This is a genomic window from Erythrobacter sp. SN6-5 (genome assembly GCF_057364945.1).
Genome location: NZ_CP200282.1, coordinates 82,033 through 100,010 on the forward strand (window position 1 = coordinate 82,033; position 17,978 = coordinate 100,010).

The 17,978-nt window shown below is 57.1% G+C and carries 19 protein-coding genes; 10 read left to right on the top strand and 9 right to left on the bottom strand.

Annotation, left to right across the window (positions count from 1 at the left end; genetic code table 11):
- Positions 1-78 precede the first annotated feature (78 nt).
- From ispH to rnhA, 3 genes are read left to right on the top strand one after another with little or no spacing between them, the layout of a single operon-like run.
- A complete protein-coding gene (gene ispH / locus AC0V6Z_RS00410; RefSeq protein ID WP_472639483.1) occupies positions 79-1,080 on the top strand; it encodes a 4-hydroxy-3-methylbut-2-enyl diphosphate reductase in 1,002 nt (333 codons plus the stop codon).
- A 21-nt stretch (positions 1,081-1,101) separates the two neighbouring features.
- Positions 1,102-2,079, top strand: coding sequence for a homoserine kinase (locus AC0V6Z_RS00415; RefSeq protein ID WP_472639484.1), 978 nt, complete (start codon positions 1,102-1,104; stop codon positions 2,077-2,079).
- Between the two features lie 28 nt (positions 2,080-2,107).
- Positions 2,108-2,575, top strand: coding sequence for a ribonuclease HI (gene rnhA, locus AC0V6Z_RS00420; protein WP_472639485.1), 468 nt, complete (start codon positions 2,108-2,110; stop codon positions 2,573-2,575).
- 143 nt (positions 2,576-2,718) lie between these two features.
- On the opposite strand, the gene AC0V6Z_RS00425 is transcribed toward rnhA, so the two are convergent.
- The 3 genes from AC0V6Z_RS00425 to AC0V6Z_RS00435 form a co-directional block, all read right to left on the bottom strand.
- Entirely contained in the window at positions 2,719-2,895 is a 177-nt protein-coding gene (locus AC0V6Z_RS00425) for a YegP family protein (RefSeq protein ID WP_472639486.1), read from the bottom strand.
- Between the two features lie 66 nt (positions 2,896-2,961).
- Positions 2,962-4,080, bottom strand: coding sequence for an NAD(P)/FAD-dependent oxidoreductase (locus AC0V6Z_RS00430; RefSeq protein WP_472639487.1), 1,119 nt, complete (start codon positions 4,078-4,080; stop codon positions 2,962-2,964).
- Positions 4,080-5,033, bottom strand: a complete 954-nt coding sequence (locus AC0V6Z_RS00435) for an alpha/beta fold hydrolase (protein ID WP_472639488.1) — start codon at positions 5,031-5,033, stop codon at positions 4,080-4,082. Before AC0V6Z_RS00435 ends, AC0V6Z_RS00430 begins: the two co-directional genes overlap by 1 nt.
- A 156-nt stretch (positions 5,034-5,189) precedes the next feature.
- Between AC0V6Z_RS00435 and AC0V6Z_RS00440 the strand changes: the two genes are divergently transcribed.
- The 7 genes from AC0V6Z_RS00440 to AC0V6Z_RS00470 all read left to right on the top strand — a co-directional run bounded on the left by AC0V6Z_RS00440 (position 5,190) and on the right by AC0V6Z_RS00470 (position 12,701).
- The gene (locus AC0V6Z_RS00440; RefSeq protein WP_472639489.1) at positions 5,190-5,645 is read left to right on the top strand and encodes an A24 family peptidase; all 456 of its coding nucleotides are present in this window, start codon (positions 5,190-5,192) and stop codon (positions 5,643-5,645) included.
- Positions 5,646-5,796: 151 nt separating this feature from the next.
- A complete protein-coding gene (gene cpaB, locus AC0V6Z_RS00445; protein WP_472639490.1) occupies positions 5,797-6,903 on the top strand; it encodes a Flp pilus assembly protein CpaB in 1,107 nt (368 codons plus the stop codon).
- Between the two features lie 80 nt (positions 6,904-6,983).
- Positions 6,984-8,648 carry a type II and III secretion system protein family protein gene (locus AC0V6Z_RS00450; RefSeq protein WP_472639491.1) on the top strand — a complete coding sequence of 555 codons (1,665 nt, stop codon included), beginning with the start codon at positions 6,984-6,986 and terminating at the stop codon, positions 8,646-8,648.
- A gap of 23 nt (positions 8,649-8,671) precedes the next feature.
- Entirely contained in the window at positions 8,672-9,328 is a 657-nt protein-coding gene (locus AC0V6Z_RS00455; protein ID WP_486176421.1) for a CpaD family pilus assembly protein, read from the top strand.
- 3 nt (positions 9,329-9,331) lie between these two features.
- On the top strand, positions 9,332-10,612 hold the full coding sequence (locus AC0V6Z_RS00460; RefSeq protein WP_472639493.1) for a CpaE/TadZ family protein: 1,281 nt from the start codon (positions 9,332-9,334) through the stop codon (positions 10,610-10,612).
- A gap of 101 nt (positions 10,613-10,713) precedes the next feature.
- Positions 10,714-11,685 carry a type II secretion system F family protein gene (locus tag AC0V6Z_RS00465; protein WP_472639494.1) on the top strand — a complete coding sequence of 324 codons (972 nt, stop codon included), beginning with the start codon at positions 10,714-10,716 and terminating at the stop codon, positions 11,683-11,685.
- 17 nt (positions 11,686-11,702) lie between these two features.
- Positions 11,703-12,701: a type II secretion system F family protein gene (locus AC0V6Z_RS00470; RefSeq protein WP_472639495.1), complete on the top strand. Its 999-nt coding sequence runs from the start codon at positions 11,703-11,705 to the stop codon at positions 12,699-12,701.
- A 127-nt stretch (positions 12,702-12,828) separates the two neighbouring features.
- On the opposite strand, the gene AC0V6Z_RS00475 is transcribed toward AC0V6Z_RS00470, so the two are convergent.
- The 6 genes from AC0V6Z_RS00475 to AC0V6Z_RS00500 form a co-directional block, all read right to left on the bottom strand.
- Positions 12,829-13,296, bottom strand: a complete 468-nt coding sequence (locus AC0V6Z_RS00475; RefSeq protein WP_472640807.1) for a MarR family winged helix-turn-helix transcriptional regulator — start codon at positions 13,294-13,296, stop codon at positions 12,829-12,831.
- Positions 13,297-13,454: 158 nt separating this feature from the next.
- Complete coding sequence (locus tag AC0V6Z_RS00480) at positions 13,455-14,327, bottom strand: crotonase/enoyl-CoA hydratase family protein (protein ID WP_472639496.1); 873 nt, start codon at positions 14,325-14,327, stop codon at positions 13,455-13,457.
- A 178-nt stretch (positions 14,328-14,505) separates the two neighbouring features.
- Positions 14,506-14,802, bottom strand: coding sequence for a hypothetical protein (locus AC0V6Z_RS00485; RefSeq protein WP_472639497.1), 297 nt, complete (start codon positions 14,800-14,802; stop codon positions 14,506-14,508).
- A 67-nt stretch (positions 14,803-14,869) separates the two neighbouring features.
- Positions 14,870-15,793, bottom strand: a complete 924-nt coding sequence (locus AC0V6Z_RS00490) for a YncE family protein (protein ID WP_472639498.1) — start codon at positions 15,791-15,793, stop codon at positions 14,870-14,872.
- An 88-nt stretch (positions 15,794-15,881) separates the two neighbouring features.
- On the bottom strand, positions 15,882-16,667 hold the full coding sequence (locus AC0V6Z_RS00495) for an SDR family NAD(P)-dependent oxidoreductase (RefSeq protein WP_472639499.1): 786 nt from the start codon (positions 16,665-16,667) through the stop codon (positions 15,882-15,884).
- A gap of 32 nt (positions 16,668-16,699) precedes the next feature.
- Positions 16,700-17,872: an acetyl-CoA C-acetyltransferase gene (locus AC0V6Z_RS00500; protein WP_472639500.1), complete on the bottom strand. Its 1,173-nt coding sequence runs from the start codon at positions 17,870-17,872 to the stop codon at positions 16,700-16,702.
- Between the last annotated feature and the right edge of the window lie 106 nt (positions 17,873-17,978).

A 17,978-nucleotide genomic window follows, 5' to 3' on the forward strand; every position in this document is an offset into this window, starting at 1 on the left:
CATCTAGTAGCGGCGCACCACAAAAACTGAAGTATCACGCCCTAGCGGCGGACGTCGCAAAGCGCTAGAGGGGGCGATATGAATGCTCCCTTTCCCAATTCCGATAATGGCGGGTCGTCTGCCCCAGGCGGCGGACAAGCTGACCAAACCCCGCTAACCCTGCTGATCGCGGCCCCGCGCGGCTTTTGCGCTGGCGTAGACCGGGCGATCGAGATCGTCGAAAGATCGATCGAGCGCTACGGCGCGCCGGTCTATGTGCGCCATGAAATCGTCCACAACAAATACGTCGTGAACTCGCTGAAGGCGCAAGGTGCGATCTTTGTTGAGGAATTGGACGAGGTGCCCGACGATGCCCCGGTAGTGTTCAGCGCGCATGGTGTACCGAAATCAGTTCCGGCTGAGGCGCAGCGGCGCAATATGATCTATGTCGATGCAACCTGCCCGCTGGTCTCCAAAGTTCACCGGCAGGCTGAGCGTCAGTTAGAGAAAGACCGGCACATCATCTTTGTCGGTCATGCGGGCCACCCTGAGGTGATCGGGACGATGGGTCAGGTTGACGAAGGCCAGATGACCTTGGTCGAGACTGTTGAAGACGTCGACAAACTACCGTTTGAAACCAATGATGAGCTTGCTTACCTGACGCAGACCACTCTGTCTGTCGATGATACTGCAGAAGTGATCGCGGCACTCGAATTGCGCTATCCCAATATTCGCGGCCCAAAGGCGGAGGACATTTGCTATGCGACCTCCAACCGCCAGGCCGCCGTCAAACAAATCGCAGGGCAATGCGACCTGTTGTTGGTGATTGGTGCGCCAAATTCCTCAAATTCGCTGCGACTCGTCGAAGTGGCAGAGCGGCTGGGCACGCCTGGCAAATTAATCCAGCGCAGCAATGAGATTGAACCTGCTTGGCTCGACGGAGTGGAAACGCTCGGCGTGACCGCCGGAGCCTCCGCACCAGAAATCTTGGTGCGCGAAGTGGTCGCCAAGATCACGGAACTGCGCCCGGTCAACGAACAGACAATCACGGCAGCGGAAGAGAAGATGGTCTTCAAGCTGCCGCGCGAATTGACCGACTAAGGCAGCGAAGCTCGCAGACGAATGGCGGTCTACACCCACCTTGGCGCTGAGGAATTGGCACAGCTGATCGCGCATTACGATGTTGGCGATCTCGTCTCGGCCAAGGGTATCGCCGAGGGCGTCTCGAACTCAAACTGGCTGATCGAAACGACGGGCAATGGCGCAGGCGGTTCACCCACACGTTTCATCCTGACCATGTATGAGCGCCGGATTGAGCTCAGTGATCTGCCCTATTTCCTAGGCCTACTCGATCACCTGTCAGCTGGCGGCTGCCCCGTGCCGCGCACCATCCATGACCGTGACGGCGCCGCGTTTCGGATGCTGGATGGCAAAGCGATCGCGCTGATCGAATTTCTTCCAGGTGTTTCACCAACTCAGCCAACTGTCGCTCAGGCGCGGGCAGTGGGCGGCGCGCTAGCGCAAATGCATCTCGCCTCGGCTAATTTTGAGCTAACCCGCGCCAATACCATGGGCTTTGCCGATAACCTTGCAGTGCTGGAGAAATGCGGAGAGGCGGGCCTTGCCAGCATCGACCAGGCACTTCCCGCAGTGCTAGGCCCAGCCAAGGCCGCAGCTGCGCTCGATTTATCCGCCCTTCCCATGTCCAACATTCACGCCGATCTGTTCCCGGACAATGTCCTGATGCTGGGCAATCAAGTTTCGGGCATGATTGATTTCTATTTCGCTTGCCGAGGCACCATGGCCTTAGACCTTGCGACCACCCATGCTGCGTGGTGCTTTGACCCTTCTGGCAAGCGCTACAATGCCGATCTCGGAAGCGCGCTGATCGAAGGATACGAGGCGGTTCGCCCGCTAGAGATCGCTGAGCGTGAGCTGCTGCCAGAAATCGCCAAGGGAGCCTGCCTGCGATTTGTCGCAAGCCGCGCAGAGGATTGGCTCGATACGCCGGATGACGCATTGGTCACACGCAAGAACCCATTGCAATTCGTCTCACGATGGCACTTTTACGACGAAGTGGGCCTAGGTATATTTGCGTAAGCTAACTATTCGGGCAATGGTGGATGCTATGAAACACGTCGAGATTTTCACTGACGGCGCCTGTAAAGGCAATCCCGGCCCGGGCGGCTGGGGCGTGCTGCTGCGCTTAGGCAAGCATGAGAAGGAATTGTCGGGCGGAGAACGCGACACCACTAACAACCGTATGGAGTTGATGGCGGCCATCAGGGGTCTTTCCGCTCTGATCGAGCCATGCTCTGTCGATCTCTATTCGGACAGCAAATACGTGCTCGACGGGATGACCAAATGGGTTGCCGGCTGGCAAAAGCGCGGCTGGATCAACGCCAGTAAGAAACCCGTTCGCAATGCCGATTTGTGGCATGAGCTAATCGACGTCTCGGCCAAGCATCAGGTTGAATGGCACTGGGTCAAAGGGCACAGCGGCCACCCAGAAAACGAGCGTGTCGACAAGCTCGCCAGCGATCAAGCAAACCGCGCGGCATCCGCCAGCGACGAAGAAGAGAGCGAAAACGCCTAAAGCGTGCTTGCGCGATTTGATGCGCGCCTAGTGACCGCAATCTACTGAGATCAAACAAAAGGCGGCGCACCATTCAGGTACGCCGCCCTCATATCAGTATTGTGCAACAGCAGCGGCGGCAATGCGCCAGCCGCCAATGCGACCTAGGTGTTGTCTTCGGTCGGCGCGCCAGGGCCATTCTTCTTGATCGAATCGATCGCATTTTGCGCGCTCGACTTGCTAGAATAACCTTGGGTGGAGAACATCACTTCTGAATTGTAGCTAAAGCGCACACGAAATTCGCCTGCTTTGTCTTTGTAGATTTCAAATTTATGCGACATCAGATTGTCTCCTGTAGTTTTGAATTCGTCCGCGATTCGAGAGCTTACAGATCAAAACAAGGTTGGCTAGGCATCGGTTGTAACAAAACGTTGCGGCGCGTAGCGCGCGCGCTCAATCCCGTTGGTCATTGCATCCACGCTCAGCCCCAAAAGCTCTTGTGCCGCCAACCGCGCCGCCGCGGGCGCGGTTTGAATACCAAAGCCGCCTTGACCTGCGAACCAATAGAAGCCGGGGGCATCTGTATCATAGCCATATACAGGCAGACGGTCCGGCACGAAGCTGCGCAAACCGGCCCAGCGCCGCTCAACATGCTCGATCTTCCAGTCGACGACCGTTTCAAAGCGCTCGATCGCGCGGGCGACATCCAGTTCTTCCGGCGCGGCATCGCACGGCTCACTGGGAATTTCGTCATGCGGACTCAGCCACAATCTCCCATTGTCCGGCTTGAAGTAGAACCCGCCATTAATGTCGAGCACCAGTGGTAGATCGTCCGTAGCTTCAGGTGCTACCCGCAATTGCACGACCGTGCGGCGCATGGGCGCAATCCCTAGCGGTTTGACACCTCCGGTGACTGCAAGCGCATCGGCCCATGCTCCTGCTGCGTTCACGACTCTTTCGGCCCCATAAGTTTCGCCGGATTCGAGCGTGACCGCCCATAGGCCGGTGTCGGGATAGCGTTTTAGTTTTGCTACACGCGCGCGGCAGACAAGGTCGACGCTGCGCTGGCGCATGATCTTGAGGTAATGTTGGTGCAGGCCCGCCACATCGATGTCCGCGCAGGCCGGCTCCCACACTGCATGACGCCATTCACCTCGAACATGCGGAACTTTGGCGGCAATCTCCGCGAGCGAGAGCCGCTCTATAGTGACGCCAGTGTCCGCAAAGGTCCGCTCAAAATCGGTAAGGGCACCGAGATCTTCATCCCGCGCCAAATGCACTGCGCCGCGCGGTTTCAGAAACCCGCCATCACGCAAATATCGCCCTGACGCGAGAGTGAGCGGCACCACGCCTGGCCCACCATAACACTCATCCCAGAAGGCCGCAGATCGCCCAGTTGAGTGGTATCCGGGCGCATCCTCTGCCTCCAGAACCAACACTTTGGCATGAGCGGACAGTTCAGCCGCAAGACTAGCGCCCGCTATTCCGGCTCCGACAACCGCAAAGTCATAGATTCCATCGGGCATCAGCTTGCAGGTTTAGGCGCGACCTGATCAAGAAACTCGGTGATTGCGTCCATTGCTCGGTCTCGCACCGCATCAACCTCGCGCAGTATCTCATGGCGAGCTTCTTCGCCAAAGGCGCACAGCTCTCCCTTGGGAAGGCGCTCTACCGCACGCACGCAATCGGCATGGCTCACCAGCTTATCTTCTGAGGTCGAGAGAATGAGCACCGGCACATCGACCGATTCCATTGCGCCGGGTGCTTCCAGCACTCTGGTCGAGGCATAGGCGCGTTCCACCCAGCCCCAACTGCCCGGCCCCATGACCAACTCTGGGCGGTGCTCCCGCCACCACAGCTCATCGTCATAGCGCTCATCATCATGGGTCAACAAAGTGCGACGGCGCGCGGGCATCTCGCCGGGCTTCTCGCTCCATTTCCACGCTTGCCGGGTTGGTTCGCCGACGACATTCATCAGCTTTGCCGCCCCGTGGAGCACCGCCAGTGGCAGCGGCGGCCCCGCCATGCCGAGCATGGGCGCGCTTAACACCACCGCCTTGGGCTGGACGCGACGTTCAATCAGTGCACGCATAACGAGATGCCCGCCCATCGAATGTCCGGCCAATACATGCGGTCCTGGCGTCTCAGCGATCCAATCCGACCAGAAATGCGCAAGATCATCCACCCAGGTCGCGAAATCATCAATGTGTCCGGTAACCTCGTCATCACCGAGCTGGCCAGAGCCCGCCTGCCCGCGCCAATCCGCCGCTGTTACGCGCCAGCCATCGCGGTGCCATTCATCCAGGCTTTCGAGATATTTTTCGTAATTGTCGCCTCGGCCTGGCAAAAACAGGATGGAGCCGCGCGGACTTTCATCGCCAGTTGTGGAGATCTGCCAATCAATCCGGCGCAATTCATGGCCATCTTGCGCATGCCAAATGCTCTCGCTGGCAGCAGCGGGAATTGCCCGGCGATCCATAATTACAACGCCTCTCGATCGGCGCGCCAAGAGGGCATTGCAGACGTCACTAATTTCATCCCTTCGGGGTTGGTTACTATTTGGTAAGTCATAATCTGTAGCAACACCCTTAGAAGGACCGACCAGACGAGCTGGCCGTCAACCTTTGGGGGCCAAATGTTTAGTGAGACTATCCAATACGGACTGCTGATTGCCTTGGCAATTGCGCTGTTGTTTGCAGCCTTTACGGACATTCGTAGCCGCAGAATCGCCAATTGGTTGAACCTAGCGATTGTCGTTGGCGCACCGGTTTTTTGGTGGGCCAGTGGCATGTCTCTGCTTCCGGAAGGGCCGAGCATTTTTAGTCCGACCAGTGTCGCCCTGCAGGTCGGCGTCGCACTCATAACCTTTTTTGCCATGGCTCTTTTGTTCGCGCTCAAGATGATGGGCGGCGGCGATGTGAAGCTGTTGGCTGCACTTGCGCTGTGGATCGAACCCGGCGCCTTCATGCAATTGCTGATCATCATGGCGCTGGCTGGCGGCGTGCTGACCATTGTGATGGCTGCTTATCATTTCATGCGTCAGCAAAAAGAACGCATCGCAATTCCATACGGCGTGGCCATCGCGGCCTAGCGGCCTGTGGGTCATTTATCCGAAGATTTTCTCCAGCGCGGCAATGGCTGCGAATTTGGGGTGAACCCGATTTTAACCAATCCGCGCTTAGAAGGCGCAAATCTACCCGCCCGTGAATTCATCTGGGCCATTACAAGGGGGCTATAAAGCCATGGACAGGAAGAAGCTTGTTTTGCTCATCGGAGCGCTGATCATCGCGGTCGGCACTGCCTTTGCTGCACGCAGCATGTTCGCAGGGGCCGCCGCCCCGGAAGTTGAGGCTGCTGCTGTGCCAGTCGGTCCAAAGGTCTTGGTTGCGCAGCGCGCGCTTCCAACCGGCACCATCATCACCGCCGATGCGCTGAGCTATCAGCAATGGCCGGAAGAGCTGGTGCAGGATGCCTACTTTATTGATGGCGAATCAGACATCACGCAATTGCTTGGCACTGTGGTACGTCACCCAGTCACCGCTGGCGAACCTGTGACTCAAGGCTCGCTTGTCAGCCCTGGCGATCGCGGCTTCCTCGCTGCGGCGCTTGGCCCAGGCATGCGCGCCGTTACAGTGCCAGTGTCGGCCAAGACCGGTGTTGCAGGCTTCGTTTTCCCGGGCGACCGTGTTGACCTGGTTCTGACCCAAACGGTCAAAGGTGAAGGCGCTGCGCTCAAGGCAGCGGAAACTGTACTGCGCAATCTACGCGTGCTCGCAACTGACCAGTCAACCGAAACAACAACAACCGAAGACGGTAGCAAGACCATCGTTCGCGCGTTCCGTACTGTCACCATCGAAGTGACACCGAAGATCGCAGAGAAGGTTGCTGTTGCACAAACCCTCGGCACGCTCAGCCTGGTTCTACGTTCGATTGCAGACAATCAAACTGAACTTGAGCGCGCAATTGCCTCTGGCGATGTGAAAATTCCAGAAGGCGCAACGCCTGAAGAAGAAGAAAAGCTCCTGCGTTCAGCGATGAGCCGTCCAAACGACAAGGGAACCACGTTCTCGACCGGCGGCGATGTATCGCGCTTCCAACGCAAGACAGTGCCTGCTCAGAATTCTGGGAAGGCGCGGGTAACTCCTGCCGCACCGGGCGTATCTGCGAAGATCAACGGTGCACCTGTGAACCGCGGCCCAGCCGTACGTGTCACTCGCGGCAAGCAAACCAGCGAAGTTCCAGTTGGCGGTGTTCGCGGTGCAACCACTTCCTTCCGTCAAGGCCAAGCGCAAAATGTGCGTGACGCCGGTCAGACTGCACCTGCTGCAGGCGCATTGCTGATCCGCTGAGGGAACAGAACATGACAAACCAGATCAAAAGTTTGGTTGCCGTCAAAACGGCAACATGGAAACCATCAAGGGGCTATAAAATGAAACGCCTGTCTACTGCAAAAATGCTGCTGGCCAGCATTGCCGCGCTTCCGCTTGTTGCGGCTCCGGCAAACATTGCCACCGCTCAGCAAGTGAACAGCCCGGATCAGGACGTTGTCCTGTCAATCGGCAGCGGCCAATTGGTCACCGTGCCTGGCGCGATGACGGATGTCTTCATTGCCAACGAGGCAATCGCCGATGTGCAGGTCAAATCGCAGCGTCAGCTGTATGTTTTTGGCCGCTCAGGCGGTGAAACAACGATCTATGCCAGCAATGCGTCCGGCAATGTGATCTGGTCCGCCAACATTCGTGTTGGATCGAACATTGGCAGCATCGATCAGATGCTGGCTCTTGCGATGCCGCAAGCCAAAATTGGCGTTGCGACCATGGGCACCAACACAGTTCTGTTGACCGGTACCGTGAAAGCACCGGAAGACGCAGCTGAAGCAGAGCGCCTTGTCCAAGCCTTTGTTGGCGAAGGCGCAAACGTAATCAGCCGATTGAAGACAGCGACACCGCTGCAGGTCAATCTCAAGGTGACGTTTGCAGAGGTCAGTCGCTCGCTCACTCGCGACATTGGCGGCAATTTGGCCACTTTTGACGCCTCAACTGGCGGTTTCCGCGGCGCCATAGGAAATGGCCGCAACTTTACCAACGGCGAAGTTAACTTCGCGGGCCCATTGGCCGCAGGTAATGGTGTAGCTCAGCCCGCTCTCGTTGGCGGCCGGATACCGCTCCTGCGCCCGGATGGCACCGTTGCTGTCGATCCTGTGACAGGCGCTATCTTGTTTGAAACACTTCCTGACATTGCAGGCACCGCTGTTAACAGTGCTGGCGGCACCACCTTTGGTGCTCTGGGTCAGCTCTTTGGCCTGGACGTCACGGCTGCGATTGATGTTGCTGAACAAATCGGCCTGATCACGACCTTGTCCGAACCAAACCTCACTGCGCTTTCGGGTGAAACGGCTAGCTTCTTGGCTGGCGGCGAATTCCCGATCCCAATCAGCGAGGGCCTCGGCTCGGTCTCAATCGAGTATCGCAATTTCGGCGTTAGCCTTGCCTACACTCCAACGGTTCTGGCCAATGGTCGAATTTCGCTGCGGGTTCGCCCAGAGATTTCCGAGCTTTCTACGCAAGGCGCGGTCACGCTCAACGGCTTCCAGGTTCCGGCTCTCACAATCCGCCGGACGGAAACGACTGTCGAGCTTGGCTCTGGCCAAAGCTTCATGATCGCAGGTCTGATGAGCAATAACTCACAGAACTCGATCGACAAAGCACCAGGCGTTGGTGACATTCCAATTCTCGGCAACCTGTTCCGGTCGCGCGCTTATCGTAAGGGCGAAACTGAACTGGTGATCATCGTCACGCCTTATCTGGTGAAACCAGTCAATGCGAATGAGATCAAGCTGCCAACGGACGGCTTCCGCGCGGCAAACGAAATCCAGCAACTGATCGGTTACCAAGACAGCGCCAGCGAAAGCGGTGCGGTTCGTCCTGGACCAACCGCTGCTGGCGACGAGAATGCACCGGAACCATCGGTAAGTTCTGCTGATCCTGCTGCAATTGTCCCCGGCTCTAGCCGCGAAGACGAACGCCGCGCCAAGAAAAAAGACCGGAAAAAAGACCGTCAGGCTGACGCCGCGGCTCCCGGCTTTAGCCTCTAATCGAAGTGAGAAAGGTAAGAATGATGCCCAAAGCAACTCACAGTAAGCTGGCCAAGCTGCCCGCTATTGCCATTGCCCTCTCGCTTGGAACGGTGCTCGCTGGATGCGGCGGTATGCCGACCGACCGGAGCCTCTACAGCACCAAGCAGCCGGTGATCGAGCGAACAAATTTCACACTTGATGTGCAAACCAACCGTTCGGGTTTGCCAATCTCGGAACAACAACGTGTCAACGGTTGGTTCGAGACTATGGAACTGGCCTATGGTGATCGCATTTCGATCGATGATCCAACCAACAACCCTGCGCTAAAGACTGCCGTGAGCGATCTAGCAGGTCGGTACGGTCTGCTGATCAGCGACACAGCGCCAACGACGGCTGGTTTCCTAAACCCCGGCCAGGCCCGCATCGTTGTGACCCGTTCAAGTGCAGCGGTTCCAGGCTGCCCCGATTGGTCAGCCACATCGGATATGAATTACAACAACGCTACCAGTCCAAATTACGGCTGCGCAATCAACAGCAATCTTGCTGCCATGATCGCTGATCCGGAGGACCTACTCGAAGGCAACAAAGGCACTGGCGAAACCGTCATCGCCACAAGCAACAAAGCCATCGACACGTTCCGCAACACTGCACCATCTGGTGCGGGCGGTCTGCCAGCAGCTTCAACCGGAGGGAATTGATCCATGAACGCGCCTTGGAATTCCGGACTACCCGGCAATCGTGATCCATTTGCGGCCTATATCTGCGATGACAACGCACTCGACGTCCTTCGTCCAGTGGTCATCGAAATGGGCTGGCAGCCAGAGAAGTGCAACAAAGGTGGACTGCGCAATGCGATCCAATCGCTGTCAGTCAGCGCCAGCCCTGCCATCCTGCTCGTTGATTTGTCTGAAAGCGGCGACCCGCTGAATGATATCAACGCACTGGCTGAGGTCTGCGAACCCGGTACTGTCGTGATCGCTATTGGCCAGGTCAATGACGTACGTCTCTACCGTGACCTGCTTGCCAGCGGCATTCACGATTATCTGCTGAAGCCGTTGTCTGCTCAACAAATCCACGATTCGCTGAATCAGGCTCTCAACGTCTTCACCTCGCCAAAAGCCGGCGAAGCGGAGCAAGTGCAGCGCCATATTTCGACCGCAGTGGTTGGAACGCGCGGCGGCGTTGGCGCGTCAACGCTGGCAACTTCGCTGGCCTGGCTGTTCAGTGATGAACACAATGCGCCAACCGCACTGCTTGATCTTGACGTGCATTTCGGCACCGGCGCACTTGCGCTGGATCTGGAGCCAGGTCGCGGTCTGACCGACGCGATTGACAATCCAAGCCGAATTGATGGGCTCTTCATTGAGCGCGCCATGATCCGCGCCAACGATAATTTGTCGATCCTCTCTGCTGAGGCACCGATCAATCAGCCATTGATGACTGATGGCGCGGCATTCTTACAATTGGAGGAAGAATTCCGCCAAGCGTTTGAAATGACTGTGATCGATTTGCCGCGCAATATGCTGATCAACTTCCCGCATCTGCTGGGCGAGGTTAACCTCGTTCTGGTTACCTGCGAGCTGACCCTGGCATCTGCACGTGACACAATTCGCGTTCTGTCCTGGCTGAAAACCAATGCTGCGCACGCCCATCCGATGGTCGTTGCCAACAAGGTTCAAAACGCCACCGCTGAGATCAGCAAAGCTGACTTTGAAGCATCAATTGAACGCAAGATTGATTTCGTAATTCCATACGACATCAAAGCCGCGTCCAATGCTGCGAAGCTTGGCCAAGTGTTTGTTGATGCCAACCGCTCGAGCAAATCCACTGCTGTTATCAAGCAGATTGGTGAGCGGATTATGGGCGCCGATGAAGACGATTTGGAAGCACTGACAGAAGAGAAGAAGTCGCTTTTGGGCGGGTTTGATCTGAAGTCGCTGTTGTCGAAGAAAGACAAGTCAGAGGCCGAACCGGCTGAATAACAAGCATTAGAGGGGCGGCTCGCGGCAATTATCGGCGCGGCGCTCCTCTCCTCGCTTGCTGATCGGTCACGCCTAAACAAGGAAAGGCGGGAAGGGAAAGCATGGATATCTTGCAAATCCTGCTCATCACTACGGTGATTTTTGCAGTCCTCGTTGGCGGCTACGTCCTCGCGACTGGCTCAAACTCGGGCAAGGCTCAGAAACGACGCCTTGAGGCCCTGAGGTATCGCCATTCGCAAAGCACCGACGCCAAAGTTGATGCGCAACTGAAAAAAGCGATCGCGGCTCGCAAGCCAAAGGCTCAAAAGGTCGCTGGCGCAAGCTCACGCACCGAAGCGCTGGCCATTCGGCTCGATCGCACCGGTAAGCCTTGGACATTGTCGCAATATCTCTATGCAACCCTTGGCCTTGCCTTGGTGTTTGCAGTATTGGTTTACATCAAATCCGGCGCACTTTTGCTCTCGCTTGGTGTTGGCCTATTGCTTGGTGCTGGCATTCCGCATTTGGCCGTGAATTTTATGATCAAAAAGCGCACTGCAATGTTCAACGCAAAATTTCCTGACGGCATTGAGTTGCTCGTCCGGGGCCTACGCTCTGGCTTGCCAGTTACCGAAACTCTGGGCGTTGTTGCGCAAGAAGTCGAAGGCCCAGTGGGCATCGAGTTCAAGGGCATCACCGAACGCATCCGCATCGGCCGCACTATGGAGGAATCGCTCCAGGAGACCGCTGATCGGCTTGGCATTCCGGAATTCAACTTCTTCTGCATCACGCTGGCCATTCAGCGCGAGACCGGCGGTAACCTGGCAGAGACACTGTCGAATCTGGCTGATGTTTTGCGCAAACGCTCGCAAATGAAGCTGAAAATCAAAGCGATGAGCTCTGAATCCAAAGCTTCTGCCTACATCGTTGGCTCGCTGCCTTTCATCGTCTTTGCGATGATCTGGTGGATCAACCCAGGCTATCTTGGCGGCTTCTTTACTGAGGATCGACTTATCATTGCCGGTCTGGGCGGCCTGACTTGGATGTCGATTGGTGTGTTTATCATGGCCAAAATGGTCAGCTTTGAAATCTAAGTGAGGGACGAGATACTATGATTAATCCTCAACCCGGCCCCACTTTGCTTGGTTTCGACGTTATTGTCGTCGGTACGATCCTGGCTGGCCTTGCTGCCTTTGCTGTGATCATGGCGATTTATGCCGCTGTGACGATCAAAGATCCGATGTCCAAGCGTGTTAAAGCGCTAGAAGAACGCCGCGACGAGCTCAAAGCTGGTATTGTCACTGGCAATACCAAAAAACGCGCCAGCCTGGTCCGTAAGACCGAAGGCACTGACAAGGTCAAAGAGCGCCTTGACAGTATGAAGATCCTGCAGGATAGCCAACTGCAAGACATTCAGCAGAAGCTGGCTTACGCAGGATACCGCAACAAAGAACTCGCGGTTTACGTCATCATGCTGCGAGCGATCTTGCCTATCGTAATAGGGGCAATCGCAGCGACCGTAATATACTTGCTCGATTTCTTCCCAGACTGGGGTGCGTTCAAGCGTGCAGGTGCGCTCACCGTGGCAGTCTTTGGTGCCTACAAAGCTCCAGAATTGTTCTTGTCCAACAAGGCAAGCAAACGGACGCTGGAAATCCAGCGAGGCCTTCCAGACGCGCTCGATCTGCTCGTTATTTGCGCAGAAGCCGGTCTTACGGTCGATGCCGCGTTTAACCGCGTCGCCAAGGAATTGGGCCGCGCCTATCCGGAACTGGGCGATGAATTTGCCCTCACCGCGATTGAGCTGTCCTTCCTGAACGAGCGGAAACAAGCGTTCGACAATCTGGCTTATCGGGTCAATCTTGACGCCGTCAAAGGCGTGGTGACAACCATGGTTCAGACCGAGCGTTATGGTACACCGCTGGCATCCGCGCTGCGGGTCCTGTCAGCAGAGTTCCGTAACGAGCGGATGATGCGCGCCGAGGAAAAGGCCGCCCGTCTGCCCGCGATTATGACCGTACCGTTGATTTTGTTCATTCTGCCGGTGCTGTTCATCGTTATCCTTGGTCCAGCAGCTTGCTCGATCTCGGATGCACTGATTAAGGAATAAAGTCCGACATCACTCAACGCGCCGCTTGGCATGGAGCAAGCTCAAACGGCGCACAGACGAAAGGCCCGGCTACACAGCCGGGCCTTTTTGTTTGGGGTCGAATTGTATTGGGAGGTTGGAGTCCGCGTCAGACCGCTTCACCACCCTCGCCCAGCAATCCGGCGCGCTCGCGCATACGGTGCAGCAGCTCGCGAAACTTCATCTGCTCATCAATTGTGAAATCGGCAAAGAGTTCGCTCTCGGTCGCCTGCGCCAGCGGCATCACTTCACGGTGAATGGCCCGCCCGTCTTCGGTCAGCTCCAGCAGGTGCGAACGTCCATCGCGCGCATTGGGAGCCCGGGCGATAAGCCCGCGTTCCTCAAGCACTTTGCAAGCTCGGTTAACCGCAACCTTATCCATCAAGGTCGCCTCGGTCAGGGCTCTTTGTGTGAGCCGCCCTGTGCCATCCTTGGCATCGCCAAGCACTGCCATCACCCGCCATTCCAGAATCTTCAGGCCAAAGCGTTTGCGATAGCGCTCAGCGATCAAGCTGCTGACAGCATTGGACGCAATTGACAGCTGGTAGGGGAGAAAGTCCGCGAGTTGTCCCGGCATTGTCGAGAGAGCGCCGGTTTGCACCGTACCCGCTCTCCTATGTTCGCCCCCTGCTTGGCTCACCTGTGCGCTCCGTTTGTTCGCTGCAACCTTATCACTCACAGCATTGGTTTCCCATGAAACCAGCCGCGAATGCAAGCTTGGCTGTTGAGCAGTCGCTATTCGTAAGTGACTTCGTCCCACCACGGATAGAAATCGGGCATGTCTTCGCTGACTTTGCCAGGATACATGGCTTTGCGTTTTTCAAGGAAGCTGGCGATCCCCTCTTTTGCATCCTTGCCGCGCGACAGCCGGTAAATTGCCCGGCTGTCAATCTTATGCGCTTCCATCGGATGATCGGCGCTGGCGAGCCGGTACATCATCGCCCGTGTCATCGCGACCGATACGGCGGAGGTATTTTCAGCGATCTCACTCGCAAGGTCGCGGGCAACATGCAGCAGATCAGATGGCGCATGGACAGAGCGCACCAGCCCGCCCGACTTCGCCTCAGCAGCATCAAACACCCGGCCCGAATAGCACCATTCGAGCGCCTGGCTAATCCCGACGATCCGCGGCAAAAACCAGCTTGAGGCCGCCTCTGGTACGATCCCGCGCCGGGCAAAGACGAAGCCATAGCGGGCGGTTTCGCTAGCCAGCCGGATATCCATCGCCAATTGCATGGTCGCGCCAACGCCCACCGCCACGCCGTTGCAGGCGGAGATCAGCGGTTTTTTGCTCTCGTAGAGCCGCAGCGTCAGCAATCCGCCACCATCGCGCACACGTTCATCAGACAGGTCATCGACTTCGTTCGGATCAGAGAACACTTGCCCTCCGCTTTCCGGGGTCAGGTCCGCGCCTGCACAAAATGCCTTTTCACCGCTGCCTGTGAAGATCACCGCGCGCACCGCGTTGTCTGCGTCGATATCATCCATCGCCGCTATGATCTCCGTCCCCATCGTGCGGGTGTAGGCGTTCATCTTTTCCGGACGATTGAGCGTGATGGTCGCAATGCCATCGGCCTTGTCGACGAGTATCTGGGTGTATTCGGTCATATTGCGTGCTCTCCTTCTCAACACACCTGACACACCTCTTTGAGGAAGAAAACTGTCCTTCTCAACAAGCTCTACACTGCTGGATTGAATACGAAGTCCGTTTCATCGCTAAGATCCGATCCTCGTCAAAGGCCCGCTATCCTCAGCGAGTGCCTTTGAATTGTTGAGGCACGTGGGTCTAGTCAGGGATAACCAACCGGTAGAGCGTTACGCGCTGGATCAAGCCTTTGTCGGTGCGGACCTCTTCCGCCACCGCGACAGATCCGTATCCGGCGGCAAGAGCGCGCCCAAAGCGTGCGCTTTCCTGACCGGCTTCGTGGTGATAGGTCAAAAGGCGGTCACCCGTGGTGCCATTGAGTACGACCAACCCGCCCCGTCCCGCCAACGAATTCGGCCAGTCGGGAAGGGCCGAAATCAGCAAATTTTGCTCACCGATCAGGCCCGATGGAAACCCTTCCCCACTGACTCCGTTCAAGATTTCATCAGACGTTGTTGGGGCACCTCGGTCCTCGAGCGTGAATAACAATTCGCCGCTGTCCAGATCATAAGAGTGCACACGCCCTGAGGGCCAATTCAAAGGACCCGTTTCGCCCAAACTCGATACATGTAGCCGACCATCCGATAGGACGAGTGACCGACCAAACATGGATGCTTTTTCCGATGCTAGGCCGATCGAGCTTGTATTGCAAAGAGCCATCTTTCGAATCGAAGACCCAGACCTCGCCGCGCGCATAGAGAGCGGTCGGCCCCGAGTGACCATTTGAAGCGATGGCGATATGCGTTTCGTTCATCGCGATCGTATGGCCAAAATAGCTCAGGCGGCGACCATTCTCGGGCACGTTTGGCTCGTCGATGGTAAGCAATATCTCCCCGGTTTCGGCGCTGAACACCCAAGCGCTGGCGCGTCTGTCCCTAGTTGTTGAAACAGACACGAGAATGCGCTCACCGTCCAAGGCCAGGCCAGCGATCCCAAACCACGCAGATTCCTCGGCGCGCGGGTTCTCTATGCGGCGCAGCAGCTTTAGGGTCTTCGCGTCGTAGACCAGCAACTGGCCGCCAGCTTCTGGTGAATGCTTACGATGAAGTACGGTGACAACAAAGTGATCATTCGCTGCGATCGCTTCGCCAAATCCGTCAAAAGGCCGTACATCAGGGTGATTGAGGACGTCGCCGGGCTCACCGCTTTCAATATCGAACGCGCGGATTACTTGATGCTGCCGATCCCCCTTGGGCATGAAGCCAGCCACCAGAACATGCTCTGGCGTGATCGCGAGTGTCGGCTCCAGCTTGAAGTCCGAACCATAGCCCCCGCCGTCATAGCTCCAAACCTTTTCGAGGCGTAGTCCGGCTCTATCCCCCTCCTCGGCGAGGGCGGGATTGGCCTTCAGGAAGGCGGCGATGATAACCAACGCGAAAAGGCGGAAGAGCCAAATGGCCCGAGATTGAAAGATCTTCTCGTAAGCCAACAGACCCTCCCGCCTTTTCTACTAAGCCCTGATAAACTGCCGTTTCAAGGATCCACCTTGGGCGGCAACCTAATCTAGGTTCATACCATCAACGCGGTGCCATACGGATACCGCCGTCGAGGCGCACGTCTTCGCCATTGAAGTAGCCGGTTTCGATCATCGTCATCGCCAGCTTCGCGTACTCGTTAGGGTTGCCCAGACGTTTTGGGAATGGAACGGAGGCTGCGAGTGCTTCCTTCACTTGCGGCGGTGCAGCGTTCATCAACGGGGTTTCGAAGATGCCCGGCAGGATGGTGTTCACCCGAATGCCTTCGCGCATCAGGTCGCGAGCGATTGGCAAGGTCATGCCGACAACGCCGCCCTTCGATGCGGAATAGGCCGCCTGGCCAATTTGACCGTCTTCAGCAGCGACCGATGCCGTGTTGACCATCGCGCCGCGCGCGCCGTCTTCATTAATCGGATCAAGCGTCATCATGCCGGCCGCCGATTTGGCGATGCAGCGGAACGTACCGATCAAGTTCACCTGAATGACGAAGTCGAAAGCAGAGACGGGAAAGTGCTTGATCTCGCCAGTTTGTTTGTCGCGGCTGGCGGTCTTGATCGCATTGCCGATGCCAGCGCAATTCACAAGGATCCGCTCTTGGCCGTGCGCTTCGCGCGCTTTGGCAAAGCCAGCGTCCACGTCTTCATCGCTGGTCACATTGACCTTGCAGAACACGCCGCCAATCTCGGCGGCCATTGCCTCGCCCTTCTCTTCGTTCATATCGAAGATCGCGACTTTGGCACCTTTGGCCGCGAGCGCGCGGGCCGTTGCCGCGCCGAGGCCGGATGCGCCGCCGGTGACGACGGCTGGGGTGTTTGCAGATACTTCCATTGCTTCAATTCCTCTCAAATGAGTTTGTATTCTTAAAGAGCCTCAACGATGGTGACATTGGCAACGCCGCCGCCTTCACACATCGTTTGCAGGCCATATTTCTTGCCATGACGTTTCAGCCCATGGACGAGCGTTGCCATCAATTTTGTGCCCGACGCGCCGAGCGGGTGGCCCAGTGCAATCGCGCCGCCATGCACGTTCAGCTTTTCTGGATCGGCGCCCGTGTGCTTCAGCCATGCCATCGGTACAGGAGCGAAAGCCTCGTTGACCTCGTAAAGATCAATATCGTCGATCTTCAGGCCAGCGCGTTCCAGCGCGCGGTCAGTTGCAAACAGCGGCTCTTCCAGCATGATAACAGGGTCGCCCGCCGTGACGGTGAGGTTGTGAATGCGCGCCATTGGCGTGAGATTGTGGCGTTTAAGAGCGTCTTCGCTGACCACCAGAACCGCAGAGGATCCGTCGCAAATCTGGCTGGCAGAGGCGGCGGTGATCCGCCCCTCTGGCGCGAGCAGTTTGACGCCCGAAATCCCTTCAAGCGTCGCATCAAAGCGGATACCTTCATCCACCGTGTGCATGGCATCGCCTTCCGGCGTTTCGATCGCAATCGGCGCGATTTCGTCTTCGAATGCGCCCGCCTCGGTCGCCGCGATCGCGCGCTTGTGGCTCTCCAGCGCGAATGCGTCTATCTGCTCTTTGGAGAAATCATGCTTCTTCGCGATCATTTCTGCGCCCATGAACTGGCTGAACTGAACGCCCGGATATTTCTCCATAACGCCAGGCGACATGTAATTGCCCAGCCCCTCTTTCATATGCAACGTCATGTTGGACCCCATTGGCACGCGGGTCATGCTTTCAACGCCGCTCGCGATCACGACGTCCTGCGTCCCGCTCATCACGGCTTGCGCAGCGAACTGGATCGCTTGCTGAGAAGATCCGCATTGGCGATCAATCGAAACGGCTGGCGTTGTTTGTGGCAGCAGCTTTGACGCGAGCACCGCCATCCGGCCGACCTGCCCGGCCTGCTCACCCGCCTGACTGACACAGCCGCTCACCACATCATCAATCGCGGTGGGATCAATGCCGCTGCGCTCAACAATCGCGTCGAGCGAATGAGCCAGAAGATCAACCGGATGAATGCCAGCAAGCCTGCCACCTCGGCGCCCTCCGGCTGTGCGAACGGCGTCAACGATATAAGCGGTGGTCATAGCGGCAAGATCCTCTCAAGGCAGTGTCCGGGCGGCCCCATTCTTGGACCTGCTCCATGTTATGGCCACCGGGGTAAGGTCCGCTTACGTAAACGTCAACCAAGAT